Annotated in this window: 15 protein-coding genes; 13 read left to right on the top strand and 2 right to left on the bottom strand. The window is 68.5% G+C overall.

Features of this window, described 5'->3' with window-relative positions; translation table 11 throughout:
- Window positions 1–62: 62 nt before the first annotated feature.
- From grpE to NW198_RS06215, 6 genes are all read left to right on the top strand, one after another.
- Window positions 63–857 (top strand): nucleotide exchange factor GrpE, encoded by a 795-nt coding sequence (grpE, locus tag NW198_RS06190; RefSeq protein ID WP_258340432.1) that lies wholly within the window; start codon window positions 63–65, stop codon window positions 855–857.
- Window positions 858–970: 113 nt separating this feature from the next.
- Window positions 971–1,942 (top strand): DnaJ C-terminal domain-containing protein, encoded by a 972-nt coding sequence (locus NW198_RS06195; RefSeq protein ID WP_087313869.1) that lies wholly within the window; start codon window positions 971–973, stop codon window positions 1,940–1,942.
- On the top strand, window positions 1,926–2,387 hold the full coding sequence (locus NW198_RS06200) for a heat shock protein transcriptional repressor HspR (protein ID WP_258340433.1): 462 nt from the start codon (window positions 1,926–1,928) through the stop codon (window positions 2,385–2,387). Before NW198_RS06195 ends, NW198_RS06200 begins: the two co-directional genes overlap by 17 nt.
- Window positions 2,388–2,545: 158 nt before the next feature.
- Window positions 2,546–5,212: an ATP-dependent chaperone ClpB gene (gene clpB / locus NW198_RS06205; RefSeq protein ID WP_087313879.1), complete on the top strand. Its 2,667-nt coding sequence runs from the start codon at window positions 2,546–2,548 to the stop codon at window positions 5,210–5,212.
- Between the two features lie 82 nt (window positions 5,213–5,294).
- Window positions 5,295–7,028 carry a PASTA domain-containing protein gene (locus NW198_RS06210; protein ID WP_258340434.1) on the top strand — a complete coding sequence of 578 codons (1,734 nt, stop codon included), beginning with the start codon at window positions 5,295–5,297 and terminating at the stop codon, window positions 7,026–7,028.
- A gap of 3 nt (window positions 7,029–7,031) precedes the next feature.
- Window positions 7,032–7,199, top strand: coding sequence for a hypothetical protein (locus NW198_RS06215; protein WP_158094541.1), 168 nt, complete (start codon window positions 7,032–7,034; stop codon window positions 7,197–7,199).
- Window positions 7,200–7,232: 33 nt separating this feature from the next.
- Here NW198_RS06215 and NW198_RS06220 read toward each other — a convergent pair whose 3' ends face one another.
- The gene (locus NW198_RS06220) at window positions 7,233–7,682 is read right to left on the bottom strand and encodes a hypothetical protein (protein ID WP_258340435.1); all 450 of its coding nucleotides are present in this window, start codon (window positions 7,680–7,682) and stop codon (window positions 7,233–7,235) included.
- Between the two features lie 292 nt (window positions 7,683–7,974).
- On the opposite strand from NW198_RS06220, the gene NW198_RS06225 reads away from it, so the two are divergent.
- A complete protein-coding gene (locus NW198_RS06225) occupies window positions 7,975–8,406 on the top strand; it encodes an Hsp20/alpha crystallin family protein (protein WP_087313886.1) in 432 nt (143 codons plus the stop codon).
- Window positions 8,407–8,466: 60 nt separating this feature from the next.
- On the opposite strand, the gene NW198_RS06230 is transcribed toward NW198_RS06225, so the two are convergent.
- Entirely contained in the window at window positions 8,467–9,279 is an 813-nt protein-coding gene (locus NW198_RS06230; RefSeq protein ID WP_258340436.1) for an MBL fold metallo-hydrolase, read from the bottom strand.
- A 152-nt stretch (window positions 9,280–9,431) separates the two neighbouring features.
- Between NW198_RS06230 and tilS the strand changes: the two genes are divergently transcribed.
- The 6 genes from tilS (at window position 9,432) to NW198_RS06260 (ending at window position 16,358) form a co-directional block, all read left to right on the top strand.
- Complete coding sequence (tilS, locus tag NW198_RS06235; RefSeq protein WP_258340437.1) at window positions 9,432–10,964, top strand: tRNA lysidine(34) synthetase TilS; 1,533 nt, start codon at window positions 9,432–9,434, stop codon at window positions 10,962–10,964.
- A 16-nt stretch (window positions 10,965–10,980) separates the two neighbouring features.
- Window positions 10,981–11,529 carry a hypoxanthine phosphoribosyltransferase gene (hpt, locus tag NW198_RS06240; protein WP_087313891.1) on the top strand — a complete coding sequence of 183 codons (549 nt, stop codon included), beginning with the start codon at window positions 10,981–10,983 and terminating at the stop codon, window positions 11,527–11,529.
- 81 nt (window positions 11,530–11,610) lie between these two features.
- On the top strand, window positions 11,611–13,590 hold the full coding sequence (ftsH, locus tag NW198_RS06245; RefSeq protein WP_258340438.1) for an ATP-dependent zinc metalloprotease FtsH: 1,980 nt from the start codon (window positions 11,611–11,613) through the stop codon (window positions 13,588–13,590).
- Between the two features lie 293 nt (window positions 13,591–13,883).
- Window positions 13,884–14,213 (top strand): hypothetical protein, encoded by a 330-nt coding sequence (locus tag NW198_RS06250; RefSeq protein ID WP_087313895.1) that lies wholly within the window; start codon window positions 13,884–13,886, stop codon window positions 14,211–14,213.
- A gap of 96 nt (window positions 14,214–14,309) precedes the next feature.
- Window positions 14,310–15,494, top strand: a complete 1,185-nt coding sequence (locus NW198_RS06255) for a pyridoxal phosphate-dependent aminotransferase (RefSeq protein WP_258340439.1) — start codon at window positions 14,310–14,312, stop codon at window positions 15,492–15,494.
- 36 nt (window positions 15,495–15,530) lie between these two features.
- Window positions 15,531–16,358 carry a phosphatase gene (locus NW198_RS06260; RefSeq protein ID WP_258340440.1) on the top strand — a complete coding sequence of 276 codons (828 nt, stop codon included), beginning with the start codon at window positions 15,531–15,533 and terminating at the stop codon, window positions 16,356–16,358.
- The last annotated feature ends 137 nt before the right edge of the window (window positions 16,359–16,495 follow it).

Genomic DNA, 16,495 nt, shown 5'->3' on the forward strand with positions numbered 1-16,495 from the left:
CCTTCGCAGAAGGTGGCAAGGGGAGCGCCCCTTGACCCATCGGAATGTTTGAGGAGGGTGACGTGAAGGTGCCCATCGAGGTAGAGGACGAGAAGAACAAGGCCGTGGAGCCCGAGGAGACGGAGTCCGTCGAGACCACGTCGGCCGAGCCGACGGAGGCAGAGGACGGGGTCGATGCCGAGGCCGCGGCCGTCGAGCCGGAGGATCCTGGCGACAAGGACGAGGAGGCCGAGGAGCGCGCCCGCGTCGAGGCCGCCATCCGCGCCGGCGAGGAGGCCGCGGAGCGCGAGCTCGCGGCCGACGCCGGCAAGCTCCGCGAGGAGCGCGACGAGCTCCAGAAGAAGCTCTCCGACGTCGAGGACCAGATCGAGGCGGCGAAGAAGGAGGCCTCCGAGGCCACCGATCGCATGCTGCGCCTCCAGGCCGACTGGGAGAACTACCGCCGCCGTACGGCGGCCGAGCGCCTCGCCGAGAAGGAGCGCGCGGCCGAGGGGCTGGTCACCAACCTGCTCCCCGTGATCGACGACATTGAGCGCGCCATCGAGCACGCCGGCGCCACGGAGGACAACGATCAGCTCAAGCAGTTCGTCGACGGCGTGAGCGCCGTGCACGCGAAGATGCTGAGCGTGCTTTCCAAGGAGGGCGTCGAGCCCATCGACCCGGCGGGGAAGGCCTTCGACCCGCTTGCCCACCAGGCCGTCGGTCGCGTGGAGGACAAGGACGCGTTTGACGAGACCGTCGCGCAGGTTTACCAGAAGGGCTACAAGATGGGCGAGAAGGTCATCCGCACCGCCATGGTGACGGTGACCTACGGCGGCCCCAAGCGCCCCGCGGAGCCTGAGCCCGAGGAGGAGTAGCCCTTCGCGCCCGGACGCGCCTGTGAATTGGGGACAGTCCCCAATTCACATAAAAGTTTTCTGTAAATTGGGGACTGTCCCCAATTCGCACACCGAGAGGAGGCTCGTGCAACATGGCAGGTAAGCGAAGCTACTACGACGTGCTCGGCGTCAAGCGCGACGCCTCTGACGATGAGATCAAGAAGGCGTTTCGCAAGCTCGCCGCCAAGTACCACCCCGACGCGGGCGGCGACGAGCAGAAGTTCAAGGAGGTCAGCGAGGCGTACACCACCCTCTCCGACCCGCAGAAGCGCCGCGAGTACGACCAGCTGCTGATGTTCGGCGGCATCCCGGGCGCCGACTTCGGCGGCTCGGGCGGCCGCGGACGCTACACCTACACCACCAACGTGGGCGGCGACTGGTCCGACATCTTCAACAACATGCGAGGCGGCGACGGCGGCTTCGGCGGGTTTGACTTCTCGTCGATTTTCGGCGGCGCCGCGGGGGCGCGCGCCGCGAGTAACCGGCCGACCAAGGGCAGCGACCTCACAATGTCCGTGGACGTGTCCGCCGAGGAGGCCTTCCGCGGCGCCACGCGCAAGGCCACCTATCGCGTCCCCTCGACGGGCGAGGAGCAGACCCTCACCATCAAGATCCCCGCGGGCGCGGTGGACGGCGGCAAGCTGCGCTACCGCGGCCGCGGCGAGTATGGCACCAACGGCGGCGACCGCGGCGACCTCGTGATCACCACGCACGTGGCCGAGCACCCGCTCTTCAAGCGCGACGGGGCCGACGTCCGCATGGACCTGCCCGTGAGCGTCTTCGAGGCCGCCCTCGGCGCGACGGTGGACGTGCCCACGCCCGACGGAACCGAGGTTCGCCTCAAGGTTCCCGCAGGCACGCAGGACGGCAAGACCTTCCGCTTCCGCGACCTGGGCGCCCCCAACGTCAAGCGCAAGGGCTCGCGCGGCGCGCTCTACGTAACCGTCCGCGTGAAGGTCCCCACGATGCTCACCAAGAAGGAGCGTGACGCTCTCGAGGCGCTGCGCGACGCCGACGCACGCGACTATCGCGAGGAGGTCAATCGCTATGGCACGAGGTCGTGACGAGGCCAGCGAGGGAACCGGGCGCGACAAGCCTCTCTACATGATTAGCGTGGCCGCCGAGCTCACCGGCATGCACCCCCAGACCCTGCGCGTCTATGAGCAGAAGGGCCTGGTGACGCCCGGGCGCTCGCGCGGCAACACGCGCCTGTACTCGCAGTCCGACATCGACCGGCTCAACCTCATCTCAAAGCTCACCGACGAGGGCATCAACCTCGCGGGCGTGGTCCGCATCCTCGACATGCGCGAGCGCATGCTCGAGCGCGAGGACGAGCTCGAGGAGCTGCGCCGTCGCGTGCGCGAGCTCGAGGACGAGGTTCACGAGTACAAGATGCAGGAGAAGATCACCGCGCTCGCTCGCTACGACAGCGCCGGGAGCCCCGAGCAGGTCATGCGCCGCCTGCTGCTGGGCGGCGGACGAGACGAGGCCGAGAAGGACGAGGCGTAGGCCTTGCGCCCTTCTCGGCCCCCTTCTTTTGGCGGCCGTCTGCCCTTCTCGCCGTCATATAGAAAATCTACTATGTAGACGCTTAGATTTGCGTATAAGGCCCCGCTCGCCGGGTATAACTGCCTGTGATAAACAGCAGACCCAAGAAGGGGGCAACCATGAGACTCGACAAGTGGGCCGTCACGGCCCAGGAGGCGCTGCAGGCGGCCGTCGGCATCGCAACCGACGCAAACGCGGGGCAGCTCATGCCCGTTCACGTGCTCAAGGCGCTGCTGAGCTCCGGCGAGCACAACATCCGTGCCATCATCGAGCGCGTGGGCGCGGACCCGGCCTCGATCGAGGCCCAGACAGACGAGGCCATCGCACGCCAGCCGCGCGTCTCCGGTGACACCGCGCAGATGGGCATGGCGGACGCCACCGTGCGCGTGGGCAACGCCGCGGAGAAGCTCGCCGCCAAGATGGGCGACTCCTACGTCACCTCCGAGCACCTGCTCTGCGCGCTTGCCGACGACAAGACGGACGCCGGCTCGGTCCTCAAGGCCGCCGGCGTCACGGCCAAGCGCGTCGAGGAGGCGTACAACACCCTGCGCGGCGACGAGCGCGTGACCAGCCAGGACTCCAAGCCGGAGTTCGAGGCGCTCGAAAAGTACGGCCGCAACATCACCGACCTCGCCCGCCAGGGCAAGCTCGACCCCGTGATCGGCCGCGTGGAGGAGATCCGCCGCACCATCCAGGTCCTCAGCCGTCGCACCAAGAACAACCCGGTGCTCATCGGCGAGCCGGGCGTGGGCAAGACCGCCATCGTGGAGGGCCTCGCCCAGCGCATCGTGAGCGGCGACGTCCCTTCGACCCTGCGCGACAAGGACCTCGTGGAGCTTGACATGTCCGCCCTGGTGGCCGGCGCCAAGTACCGCGGCGAGTTCGAGGACCGCCTCAAGTCCGTGCTCAAGGAGGTCGAGAAGTCCGACGGCCGCATCATCCTGTTCATCGACGAGCTGCACACCATCGTGGGAGCGGGCGCCACGGAGGGCTCCATGGATGCCGGCAACATCCTGAAGCCGGCTCTCGCGCGCGGCACGCTGCACGCCATCGGAGCCACGACGCTCGACGAGTATCGCAAGTACATCGAGAAGGACGCGGCGCTCGCCCGCCGCTTCCAGACCGTCATGGTCTCGGAGCCCACCGTCGAGGACACCATCTCGATCTTGCGCGGTCTCAAGGAGCGCTACGAGCAGCACCACCGCGTGCGCATCACGGACTCCGCGCTCGTGTCCGCAGCGGACCTCTCCAACCGCTACATCTCGGACCGCTTCCTTCCGGACAAGGCCATCGACCTGGTGGACGAGGCGGCGAGCCGCCTGCGCATGGAGCTCGACTCCATGCCGGCGGACATCGACGCCGTGGATCGCCAGCTCACGCAGATGCAGATCGAGGAGCAGGCCCTCATGAAGGAGGAGGACGCCGCCAGCAAGGAGCGCCTCGAGACCCTGCGCGGCGAGATCGCCACCACCCGCGAGAAGCTCGACGGCATGAAGGCCAGCTGGGAGAACGAGAAGGGCGCCATCGACCGCGTGCAGGACCTCAAGTCCAAGATCGAGGACGCCAAGGTCGAGATGGAGCGCGTGACCCGCGAGGGCGACCTCGCGCGCGCCTCCGAGCTGCGCTACTCCACCATCCCCGGGCTCCAGCGCGAGTACGAGGAGGCGGAGGCCGCCCTCACCGCCAAGCAGGAGGCCGGGGGGCTCCTCAAGGAGGAGGTTACCTCCGAGGAGATCGCCGAGGTCGTGAGCTCGTGGACGGGCGTGCCGGTCTCCAAGATGATGCAGGGCGAGATGGACAAGCTCAAGAACCTCGAGTCCGAGCTGCACAAGCGCGTGGTGGGCCAGGACGAGGCCGTCTCGGCCGTGGCCGCCGCCGTGCGTCGCAGCCGCGCGGGCCTCTCCGACCCCAACCGTCCCATCGGCAGCTTCTTCTTCCTCGGCCCCACCGGCGTGGGCAAGACCGAGCTCGCCAAGGCGCTCGCCGAGTGCCTCTTCGACGACGAGCGCGCGCTCGTGCGCATCGACATGTCCGAGTACATGGAGAAGTTCAGCGTCCAGCGCCTCATCGGCGCGCCCCCGGGATACGTGGGCTACGACGAGGGCGGCCAGCTCACCGAGGCCGTGCGCCGCAGGCCCTACTCCGTCATCCTGCTCGACGAGATGGAGAAGGCGCACCCCGACGTCTTCAACATCTTGCTGCAGGTGCTCGACGACGGCCGCCTCACCGACGGTCAGGGCCGCGTGGTGAGCTTCAAGAACACGATCATCATCATGACGTCCAACGTCGGCAGCCAGTTCATCGCCGGCGTGAGCGCCTCGAGCGACCCGGACGAGGTCCAGCGCCAGGTCAACGACGCCCTGCGTCAGACCTTCAAGCCGGAGTTCCTCAACCGCATCGACGACGTGGTGGTCTTCCACGCCCTCGGCCTTGCCGACATCGAGCGGATCGTGGACATCCAGCTGCGCGACGTCCGCTCCCGCCTCGACCGCGACCGCATCCAGCTCGAGCTCACGCCGAGCGCCAAGCAGTCGCTCGCCCTCGACGGCCTTGACCCGGTCTACGGCGCGCGCCCGCTCAAGCGCCTCATCCAGCGCCAGGTCGTGGACAACGTCGCCAACCTCATCATCGAGGGCTCGCTCGGCGAGGGCGACGTGGTTCGCATCGACGTGGGTCCCGACGAGCGTCTGTTCGCCACCCGCGACGACGCCGCCTCCGAGCGACGCCGCTCGGGCGCGCAGCCCGCGCCCGACGACGAGCCCATCGAGCCCGACGCCATGGAGTAGCCCAAAAGGGGCGAGGGAGCAGTTCCCCCGCCCCTTTTTCTGGGTAGGATAGTGTCACGTTCAACGGATGGTTGGAGGGGGCATGGCGGTCTCAGGCGAGAAGAGCGGGCGAGACGAGAAGGACCTGCGGGACGAGACCGTCGCGATCCCCGCCGACCCGGACGCCACGGTGCTGGCCGACGCCGCGCCCGCCGACCCGGACGCCACGGTGCTGGCCGACGCCGCGCCGACCACGATGCTTGATGACGGCCTGCCCACGACCGTGGTGCCGCGCGATGACGCCGCCCCGACGACCGCCCTCGACGCGGGCGACGGGATCGACGCCCTGGATGACCCGTACTTCTCGCCCGCCGCTCCCGAGGACCTCACGTCCGTCCGCGAGCCGATGGTCTCCATCCCCTCGCCGGTCCAGAGCCTTCCCGAGCGCAAGCGGCGCCTGCCGGCCTGGGCGATCGCCCTCATTGTCGCCGTGCTGCTCGCCCTAGGCGGGGGCGTGGCGTACTACACCTACGACCAGGAGCTCTGGGGCGGCAAGACCGTCCCTGCGGTCCTCGGCATGACGCAGGAGGAGGCGACCGCCCTGCTCGAGGGGATGGGGTTTGTCGTGAACGTCGAGCCGGTCGTCTCGGATGATGACCACGGTACGGTTCTGTCGTGCAGCCCTGATCCGGGCGTGCGCGCCGACCCCAAGGACGGGGTCACGCTCGGCGTCTCCTCCGAGCGCGTCGTCCCCAAGGTCGTGGGCCTTGACGAGGAGGCCGCGCGCGAGGCGCTTCTCGCCGCGGGCGCCCAGAACATCCAGGTCAGCTCCGAGGGCTCGAGCCAGCCCGCGGGCACGGTGATCTCCGTGACCCCCGGCGAGGGCGAGCCGTTTTCCGCGGAGGATCTCGTGACGCTCGTCGTGGCGCGCGCCTACACCGTGCCGGACGTCCTCGGCAAGTCGCTCGAGGAGGCGCTCTTTGACCTCGAGCAGGCCGGGCTCACCGGTACCGTCTCCTATGTCGACTCTACCTCCGAGGGCGGCACCGTCATCGAGACGGTCCCGGGCGTGGGGACCCAGATCGCCGGCGGCTCCGCCGTCGAGCTGCGCGTCGCCGTGGCCTATCCGGACGAGGCCTATGACCTCATGGCCTACTTCGGCGTGCCCCCCGAGGCGCTCTCGACCTATCTCACCCAGAGCGGCTACACGCTCGAGTACGGCGAGCTCTATGCGTCGGGCGGCAACGCCCACGCGGCCTGGTCGGGCTCGCGCGGCGACCTCCTGCAGATCTCCAACTACCCCGAGACCGGCCACTATGCCGGAGGCTCGCAGGTCGACGTCCTCGCGCAGGGCGCTGGCGTGGGAGGCGTGCGCTACGCGTTCTCGGCCGACACGCTTCCGACCGGCGGTGGCAGCGTGTCCGAGGAGGGCCTGCGCGCCGTCATGGCCGCGTGCGGGCTCGAGGGGCTGGAGGACGCCTGCACCCAGGACGACATCGTGGCGCCCGGCGTCAACGAGAAGAAGACGGAGGAAGAGCCTGCGGACGAGGAGCCCTCCGGGGACGCGGGGAATGAGGGCGCCCCCGAGGCGCCCGAGAGCGAGGCGGGCGAGAACGGGGGGCAGGCTGCGGCCGAGCAGACCAGCTCGCCGAGCTTCATCTGCGGCTGCGGGCGGCAGGACGGCTACGTCTGGGCCGTCATCATCGGCGGGCGCGGGGAGAGCACGAGCGTCGTGGCGCTTGTCGCCCCGTCGGCGCACTTCGACACCGTTGACCTGTCGCCGTTTGGCGGCAGCGTCTGCGACTACATTGCCTACATCGACCTGTACACGGGGTGAGACATGGACGAGAAGAACGCGAAGAACGAGAAGAGCGCGAAGCTCGACCCCAGGGAGCGTCCTGACAAGGAGTTCGTCCGGGCCGAGAACGAGGACGACGACGGGTACGACCCCTACTCCGACCGCAGGCCGGAGCCCGAGCCGCTCTTCGAGCGCGACCCCTGGGCGTGACGTGCGGAGAGCGCCTCGGGAGGTGCCGCGTGCCTAGCTCGTGGCACCCCAGTTGGTCTGCATGTAGCCCCACAGGTAGTAGACCACGATGGCCAGGATGGCGAGGACAAAGACCAGCGCGATGAAGGTCTTCACGCGCGTCTTGCGCTCCCGCGAGACAAAGATGTCCCGGCGCCCCTTGGGGATCTCGAGATACTGGCCGTAGTGGAGGTCGCGGCGGAGCTGCTGCCCCTCGGTGCGGGAGCGTCGGTAGGCGCGGCCCGAGAGCGCCCCGCCGGGGGCGGTGTACCCGGAATCGTGCGTGACGGGGATGCTCTGCTCCTCGTCTTCGGCAAGGTCGTCGATGGGCTCGACGCTGCGGCGCGGCGGGCTCGTGCGAACGAAGGGCGCGGGCGAGGGGACCTGGTCGACCCCGTCATTGGCGCTCTGGGCGCCCTCGACGCTTCCGACCTCGGTGTTCTCCAGCTCGTTCTCGTTGGCCATGGTGCCTCCTGCCGGGTACGAACAGCAATGCTCCAATTCTATTCCAGCGCAGGCGTCCTGCCATCCCTCAGGACAAAACTATACAAACCGTAAGAAAGGTCGTGCCGCGCGCTCTTCTCGGCACTTCTCGTCCCTCGAAGGGATTCAGCAATATCTAAGTAAGGTCGACTTAGATATGGTGAGTATGTGTCGCTCAGAAAACATTGGTTCTAGCGTATAAAGACGGGCGATGGGGGAACAAGAAGAAGTGAGCAACGGGTGCAAGGCACCAATCACAAGGGAGTGATCGATTATGGCAAGCATGGTTCCGTATGATCGTTACACGCGCGCGCTTCGCAACTGGCCGTTTGATGCGCTCGACAGCTTCTTCGACGCGCCGTTCGCCCCGCTTTCCTCCACGGCGGCGAGCTTCAAGATGAACGTCGAGGACGCGGGCGACAAGTACGTGGTCACCGCCGAGCTTCCTGGCGTCAAGCGCGAGGAGATCGACGTCGAGCTCAACGAGGGCCGTCTCTCCGTCTCCGTTGACAAGAAGGAGACCGAGGAGGAGAAGGGTAAGAACTACCTCTACAAGGAGACCTCGGACTGGAGCGCCACGCGCGGCGTCTATCTCAAGGACGCGGCCGTCGCCGGCCTCTCCGCCAAGCTCGAGGGCGGCGTCCTCACGGTCAACGTCCCCAAGCAGGTCGAGAAGACCAACGTCACCAAGGTCTCCATCGACTAGCCTTCAGCCGCAGAGCGTTCATACTGGGCCGGCGCCTTCGGGCGTCGGCCCTTTTGCGCCCTACCACACGGTGAGCGGCCAGTCCTGCGCGGCACAGCAGATCGTGAGGCGGCCGTCGGGCGTGCGCGCCTCGGGGCGACCGTCCTCGCCGCTCGCGACCTCGGCGCCAACCGCCTCGGCGAGCGTCCTCACGCAGACGCTCGGCCGGTTGTTCTCCTGCGAGAGATGCATGGCAACCACGGTCTCGGTGTCGTCGCACGCCAGCGTGCCGAGCGCCTCGGCCGTCTGGGCGTTGGAAAGGTGGCCCGTCGGCCCGGCCACGCGCGCCTTGAGGTAGCCCGGGTAGCTGCCCGTCGCGAGCATGCGCTCGTCGTGGTTGGACTCGAGCGCGAGGATACGCGCGCCCGTCAGGGCCTCGAGCGCCTCGTCGCCAAGTCGGCCCGTGTCCGTGCAGAACCCGAGCGCGTCGTCTGCCGTGGAGAAGCGAAAGCCCACGGGGTCGGCCACGTCGTGCGAGGTGGGGAAGGTCCGCACGCGCATCCCGGCGAGCTCGAACTCATCCGAGTGACCCACGATTGTGAACGGCAGCCGGGACAGGTAGCTTCTCGCCGCGGCGGTGCCCGCCGTCGTCAAGAGCTCCCCGTCGAAGTGGTTGCAGAAGACCGTGAGGCCGCCCACATGGTCGGAGTGCTCATGGGTGAGCAGGACCGCCACCACGCGGCTCAGGTCCAGGCCAAGCTCGTCCGCCCTGCCGAGCAGGGCGCGGTGCGAGATGCCGCAGTCCACGAGCACAAGTCCGCTCGGCCCCTCCACCACGGCGGCGTTTCCCTTGGAGCCGCTGGCAAGGACGTGCAGGTGAATCTCGGGGGTCATGTCGGTCCTCTCGCTGTCGTACACTGGGTCCGGGCAAAATAGGATACATCCGTTTGGCTCGCCGTCTCGTTTGCCCAGGTACGCATCACGCGACCCCAAGCGAATGCATGTTATTTTGCAGCTCCCTAGGGTAGCCGTTATGGAGGTATCGCATGCCGAGCGTCTCTCGTCGATACGCCAACGCCAGGAGTCGCTTTGACCGACCGAGCGGCCAGCCTGACGAGAGCCTTGCGGCTCCCGTCGTGCTCATGGTCTCGGGCGGCGCCGACTCGACCGCCTTGCTCGTCCTCGCGGCGACCTCGAGCCTCGACGTCGATGACGGGCGCGGGGTCGCTCGCATCGCGCGCGAGCGCCTGCACGTCCTGCACGTCAATCACGGGCTTCGGGGAATCGATGCCGAGGAGGACGAGGAGTTCGTCCGAGACCTCGCGCAGCGCTACGGCATCCCCTGCACGATCCGTCGCGTCGACGTCGAGGAGCTCGCCGCGGCAGGGGACGGCAACGTCGAGAACGCCGGTCGCATGGCGCGCTACGCCGAGGCGACGCGCCTGGCCAACGACCTCTCGGAGGCCTTTGGGACGCCTCGCTCGGCGGCGCGCATCCTCACGGCGCACACCGCCGACGACCGTGCGGAGACCTTCTTCATGAACGTCATCCGCGGGACGGGCGCCGCGGGCCTCTCGTCGATCCCGCGCCGGCGCAACCGCATCGTGCGCCCCCTGCTCGACCGGACCCACGCCGAGCTCTGCGACCTGCTGCGCATGCGCGGCATCGTCTGGTGCGAGGACGCCACCAACGCCGACACGCGCTATCTGCGCGCCTTCGTCCGGCACGAGGTCCTGCCGGTGGCGCGCGGGAGAAACCCGCGCGTGGTGGCCAACCTCTCGACGACCTGCGACATCCTCTCCGACGAGGACGCCTATCTCACGGCGGTCTCAGCCCGCGCCCTCCGAGACCTCACGAGGAGGGAGGGAACGGGCCTGCTCGTCCTCGACGCGGCGCGACTTGCGGCGACCGACGTCGCGATCGCCCGCCGCGTCGTGCGCACGGCCATCCTGACGGTGTGTCCGGAGGCCCGTCTCGAGGCGCGCCACGTCGCCGCGGTCCTCGAGATCGTCGCGGCGGGGGAGGGCGCCGCCAACATCCCGCTGGGAGCCGAGGCGCGCGTGGAGCATGGTCTTCTCGCCCTGCGCTCCCGCATGGCGCCGGCCGTCCCGACGGCTGCCTGGCTCGAGGTGCCAGGGCGACTCGTCCTTCCCGGCGGGCGCGTGCTGTCCGCCCGTCTCCGTCCGGCCCCCGAGGCAACCGACGTCGCCGCCTATGCCCGCTCCCATGCGCTCGAGTGGTCGGGCGAGTCCGTTCTTCTCGATGCCGTGCAGGCTGGGGTCGACCCCGCGCGCGGGGGCAGGCTTTGGGTGGACACGCCCCATGCGGGCGAGCTGCTCTGCCCGCTCGGAATGCACGGGCAGTCCAAGAAGCTCTCCGACCTGCTCGGCGAGGCGCGCGTGGACCGGGACGAGCGCGCCCTCGTCCCGGTGGTGCACGCGTCTCCCACGGGTCCGGTGGTGTGGGTCGCGGGCGTTCGCGCCGACGAGCGCGCCCGCTGCACGTCGCAGACGAGGTGGCTGCTAGAATTGACCCTGACGCACGACGAGACGGGACCGTCCGCGCCGGACGGCCGGTGAGAGGAGAGGAGCGCGCATGGAGGCACTGCATCCGGACGTCAAGGAGACCCTGCTCAGTGAGGACGAGATCAGGCAGATCGTGGCCCGCATGGGCGAGGAGATCTCGCGTGACTATGCCGACAAGAACCCGCTGGTCGTGGCCGTGCTCCGCGGCGCGGTGGTCTTCATGGCAGACCTCATGCGCGCCATCGACTGCCCCATCGGCATCGACTTCATGGCTGTCTCGAGCTACGGCGACGGCGCCAAGAGCTCGGGCGTCGTGCGCATCGTCAAGGACCTCGACACCAAGATCGAGGGGCGCGACATCTTGATCGTCGAGGACATCCTCGACTCCGGCCTCACGCTCTCTTATCTCATGGAGCTTCTGCGGGGCCGTGGCCCCGCCTCCGTCGAGGTCGCCGCCTTCCTCGTGAAGGACGTCCCCGGCAACACGCCCGCCGTCAAGCCGCGCTACGTGGGAGCCCACGTCCCCGACGAGTTCATCGTCGGCTACGGCCTCGACTACGCCGAGCGCTATCGCAACCTGCCCTACATCGGCGTCCTCAAGCCCGAGGTCTACCGGTAGCCTGACGTCCGGGAGCTTGTCCGCCGGGTTCATCCGGCCCGCTCCCCGCCTTGACCGCCAGTCGCACGCAAGGAGAGTCGCTTGCCCGAGAAGAACAACCATCCGCTCGGCCCCGAGGGGCGCACGCGCTCCGCGGTGTTCACCACCGCGGTCGTGGTCGCGATCATCCTCTACCTCGTCTTCTCGGGCGGAGGGGGCGGCCTGTCGGGCGGCAGGCGGACTGACGCGCTCGCGACCAACGAGTTCGTGACGGCCGTGAGCGAGGACCGCGTCGAGAGCGTGACGTACCGGACCGACGACGGCAGCGTCTCCGGCTCGTACTGGCACAGCGAGGCAGAGCGCGAGGACGGCGCGGAGGCGACCAACTTCACGAGCGTCTATGTGGGGTCGGACTCCTTGGCCGAGCTGATGGCGGAGCACCCCGACGTCACCTACAAGATCGACACGAGCGACTCGAGCATGCTCGAGACCGTGCTTATCTCCGTCGTCCCGACGCTTCTGCTCGTCGGCGTCTTCGTGTACTACATGAGTCGCATGTCCTCCCAAAACGACAAGACGATGGCGTTTTCCAAGACGCGGGCCCTCACCTCGGAGGCGCAGCGCCCCAAGGTGAGGTTCGCGGACGTCGCGGGGGTCGACGAGGCGGTCGAGGAGCTCCAGGAGATTCGCGACTTCCTCTCCGACCCCGAGCGCTATCACCAGATGGGCGCCCGCATCCCGCGCGGCGTCCTGCTCGTGGGCCCCCCGGGCACGGGCAAGACGCTGCTCGCCAAGGCCGTGGCCGGCGAGGCGGGAGTCCCGTTCTTCTCGATCTCCGGCTCGGACTTCGTGGAGATGTTTGTGGGCGTGGGCGCCTCGCGCGTCCGTGACCTCTTCAAACAGGCCAAGGAGGCAGCTCCCTGCATCGTGTTCATCGACGAGATCGACGCGGTGGGCCGCCAGCGCGGCGCGGGTCTGGGCGGCGGTCACGACGAGCGCGAGCAGACCCTGAACCAGCTGCTCGTCGAGATGGACGGCTTCGAGGAGAACTCCTCGGTCATCCTCATCGCCGCCACCAACCGCCCCGACATCCTTGACCCGGCGCTGCTGCGTCCTGGCCGCTTTGACCGTCGCGTGACCGTGGACCGGCCCGACGTGGCGGGGCGCGAGAAGATCTTGCACGTGCATGCCGAGGGCAAACCCTTCGACGGTGACGTCGACTTCGCTCGGCTCGCCAAGGTCACGCCCGGCTTCACGGGCGCCGACCTCGCCAACCTGGTGAACGAGGCGGCTCTGCTCGCTGCCCGTCGGCGCAGGGGCTCCATCGGCGAGGGCGAGGTCGAGGAGGCCATGGAGCGCGTGATGGCGGGTCCCGAGCGCAAGAGCCGCGTCATCACCGAGAAGGAGCGCCGCGTCATCGCCTATCACGAGTCGGGTCATGCGCTCGTGGGGCACGTCCTGGAGAACTCCGACCCCATCCACAAGATCTCGATCGTGAGCCGCGGCCAGGCGCTCGGTTATACGATGCAGGTGCCCGAGGAGGACCACTTCCTCGAGACGCGCGACAGCATGCTCGACCAGATCGCCGTGCTCCTCGGCGGCCGCACGGCCGAGGAGCTCTTCTGCGACGACATCACCACCGGCGCCTCCAACGATCTCGAGCGCGCGACCAAGCTCGCCCGCACCATGGTCACGCGCTACGGCATGAGCGAGGAGCTGGGGACGCAGGTCTTTGGCGAGGCCCAGCACGAGGTCTTTCTCGGCCGCGACTACGCCAACCGCCAGGACTACTCCGCGGAGACCGCCAAGCGCATCGACGACGAGGTCGAGCGCATCATGCGCGAGGGGCACGATCGCGCCCGCCAGGTCCTCGAGGCACGCTCGGCCCAGATGGACACGATGGCGCACGTGCTCCTCGAGCGCGAGACGGTCGAGGGCGACGCGGTGAAGGCGCTGCTCGACGGCAGCTGGGACGCCCACGTCGCCGCCGAGGGGGCGAGCGGCTCCGCGGCCGGTGCCCAGGAGGCCGGCGTCCGAGAGGCGGGCGCCCAGGAGGCGGACGCCCAGGAGGCTCGCGCATAAAAAAAGTGAGCAGGGCCCCTGCTTGTGTATTCATCGTGTGCAAGCTACCTGCACATAATCTGAAAGATCTGAAAAAGTGCTCAGGGGGGTACTCACCTTATGACCCCCTGTAGCAAAACAGCACATAATGGGGTGGCACCAAGGGTGGCCCCTAACCGGGCATACTCAAATAACGAGCAGGTCAGGTGGTATATAAGCGGCAAGCCAGCCCGCCTTCGATGATACCGTTTGCACGCAGGGCCAAAAGATTTTGCCTAGGGCCCCCAACAAGCGTGCAGGGAGGTGTCTGGCTGATGGCGCGCAAAGTCGAGTTCGAGATCAAGCTCACCATCAACGAGACCGAGCACCGCCTCCTGCACTGCCTCGGCGAGCTCGCTCCAAAGCAGGGTCAGGTCGCTGCGGTCTCGGCAAGCAGGTTCTCCTCGCTGCTCAACACGAGCGTGGCGACGGTCAGAAGGTCATGCGAGTCCCTCGACGAGATGGGCCTCATCTCCAAGCGCGGGAAGGTGCGCGAGGACGGCGGCAGGGACGCCAACGAGTATGTCATCACCCTGCTCGGATGGGAGGTCCTGCGCAGCAAGGGCTACATGCGGCCCCGTCATCCGGAGGACGAGCTCTCATAGTCCTTCTCGCCCGCCGTCTTGCCTTCGGAGCTGTCCCGCGCGAGTACAATGGCCTTGCAGCACAGAGCGAGCAGACACGTTGCGCGAGGAGGCCCCATGTCCATTAACGAGAAGAGCCGCGCCTACGGGGCGCAGAAGTCGTCCATCCGCGAGATTGCGGCGTATGCCGGGGCCCGCAAGGCCCAGATCGGCGCCGAGAACGTCTTCGACTTCTCTCTTGGCAACCCCTCCATCCCCGCACCCGACTCCGTTCGCGCCTCGATCGAGCGCTGCCTGGCGCTTCCCGCCACGCAGCTTCACGGCTACACGCCCGCCAGCGGCCTGCCCGCCGCCCGCGAGGCCGTCGCGGCGAGTCTCTCGCGGCGCTTTGGCGAGGGCGCGGCGTCCGCGGACGACCTCTATCTCACCTGCGGGGCCGCGGCTTCGCTGTCCATCACGTTCCACGCCGTCGTGAACCCCGGCGACGAGGTCATCGTGATCGCCCCGTACTTCCCCGAGTATCGCGTCTGGATCGAGACCGCGGGCGCCACGTGCGTCGAGGTGCTCGCCGATCCCCAGACCTTCCAGATCGACGTCGCGGCCGTCGAGGCGGCGCTGACCGCGCGCACCAAGGCCGTGGTCATCAACTCCCCGAACAACCCCGTGGGCTCGGTCTACTCCCGCGGCAACCTCGAGGCCCTCGCCGCCGCCCTCGCTGACGCCGAGGCGCGGCTCGGCACGGCGATCTACCTCGTTGCGGACGAGCCCTATCGCGAGATCACCTACGGCGCCGAGGTGCCCTGGGTGCCCTCCGTCTACGACCGCTCCATCGTGTGCTACAGCTACTCCAAGTCGCTCTCGCTCCCGGGCGAGCGCATCGGCTGGGTGCTCGTGCCCCCCACCAACCCCGATCACGACGAGCTCGTGCTCGCGGTCGCGGGCGCTGGGCGCAAGCTGGGCTTCGTGTGCGCCCCGGCGCTCTTCCAGCGCGTGCTCATCGACTGCGTCGACGAGCCGAGCGACGTGGAGGCCTACGCGCGCAACCGCCAGGCGCTGACCGAGGGCCTCGCCCGCCTGGGCTACGAGTTCATCGCGCCCGAGGGGGCCTTCTATCTCTGGGTCAAGGCGCTCGAGCCCGATGCCAGCGCGTTCTTCGAGCGCGCCAAGGCCCTCGAGCTGCTCCCCGTTCCCTCGGACTCCTTCGGGTGCCCGGGCTGGGTCCGCGTGGGCTACTGCGTCTCCTACGAGACCATCGTGAACTCGCTGCCCGCCTGGGAGGAGCTCGCCAAGTCCTACCGGTAGCGCGGAGGGCCCGCCCTTTTCCGCATGAGGAGAGCCATGTACGAGAACCGCTGCGACACGCACACCCACACGCTCTATTCCCGCCACGCCTACTCGACGGTGCGCGAGAACGTGCTCGCGGCACGCGACGCGGGCCTCGAGCTGCTCGGCGTGACGGACCACTTCAGCGACATGCTCTTCCCGAGGACCGACCTCGCCCATGCCGACCTGCGCGACTACCAGCACTTCATCAACATGCGGGTCTGGCCCCGCGTCTGGGAGGGCGTGCGGCTCCTTCATGGCATGGAGGCGGACATCCGCGCGCTCGACGGGAGCCTCTTCGGTCAGGCCATCGAGGTCGCCTCGGACATCACGGGGCGGCCGGCGCGCTCGGCGGCGTCCCTTTACGCCCGCGCGTGCTCGGGATGCGACTACGTCATCGCGAGCGTTCACTACAAGGACTTCGCCGAGGGCGCGTCGCTGGCGCAGACCACCGAGATGTACCTCGGCGCCCTCGCGCAGCCCAAGGTGCTCGTGCTCGGCCATACCGGGCGCGCCGGCGTTCCCTTCGACGTCCGCGAGGTGGTGGGGGAGGCCGCCCGCCTCGGCAAGCTCATCGAGATCAACGAGCACAGCCTCGAGACCGCCCGTCCCGACGGGCGCACCCACACGAGCTGCCGGGCCATCGCCGAGACGTGCGCGGAGCTGGGCTGCCAGATCGTCGTGAACACCGACGCCCACATCAGCAGCTCCGTCGGCAGGACGCCGCACGCGCTCGCCCTTCTCGAGGAGATCCGCTTCCCCCAAGAGCTCATCGCCACGCGCTCCGCCGAGGCGTTTCTTTCCGCCATGGCCGGCGCCGGGCTCACGGTGCCGGAGTTCTAACGGGTCCTCGGCCTCGGACCCCAGCCCTGCGCCCGCCGCGTGTTCGACCCTCGCTGTCCGTGTGGGTGGCGGGCGAGTTTTGTACGGCGAGAATGCAGCCCTCTCGGTACGAGCCAGTGTTTCCGCAGGTCACGCTG

It is taken from the genome of Thermophilibacter sp. ET337, from assembly GCF_024733715.1.
Taxonomy (GTDB): Bacteria; Actinomycetota; Coriobacteriia; order Coriobacteriales; family Atopobiaceae; genus Thermophilibacter.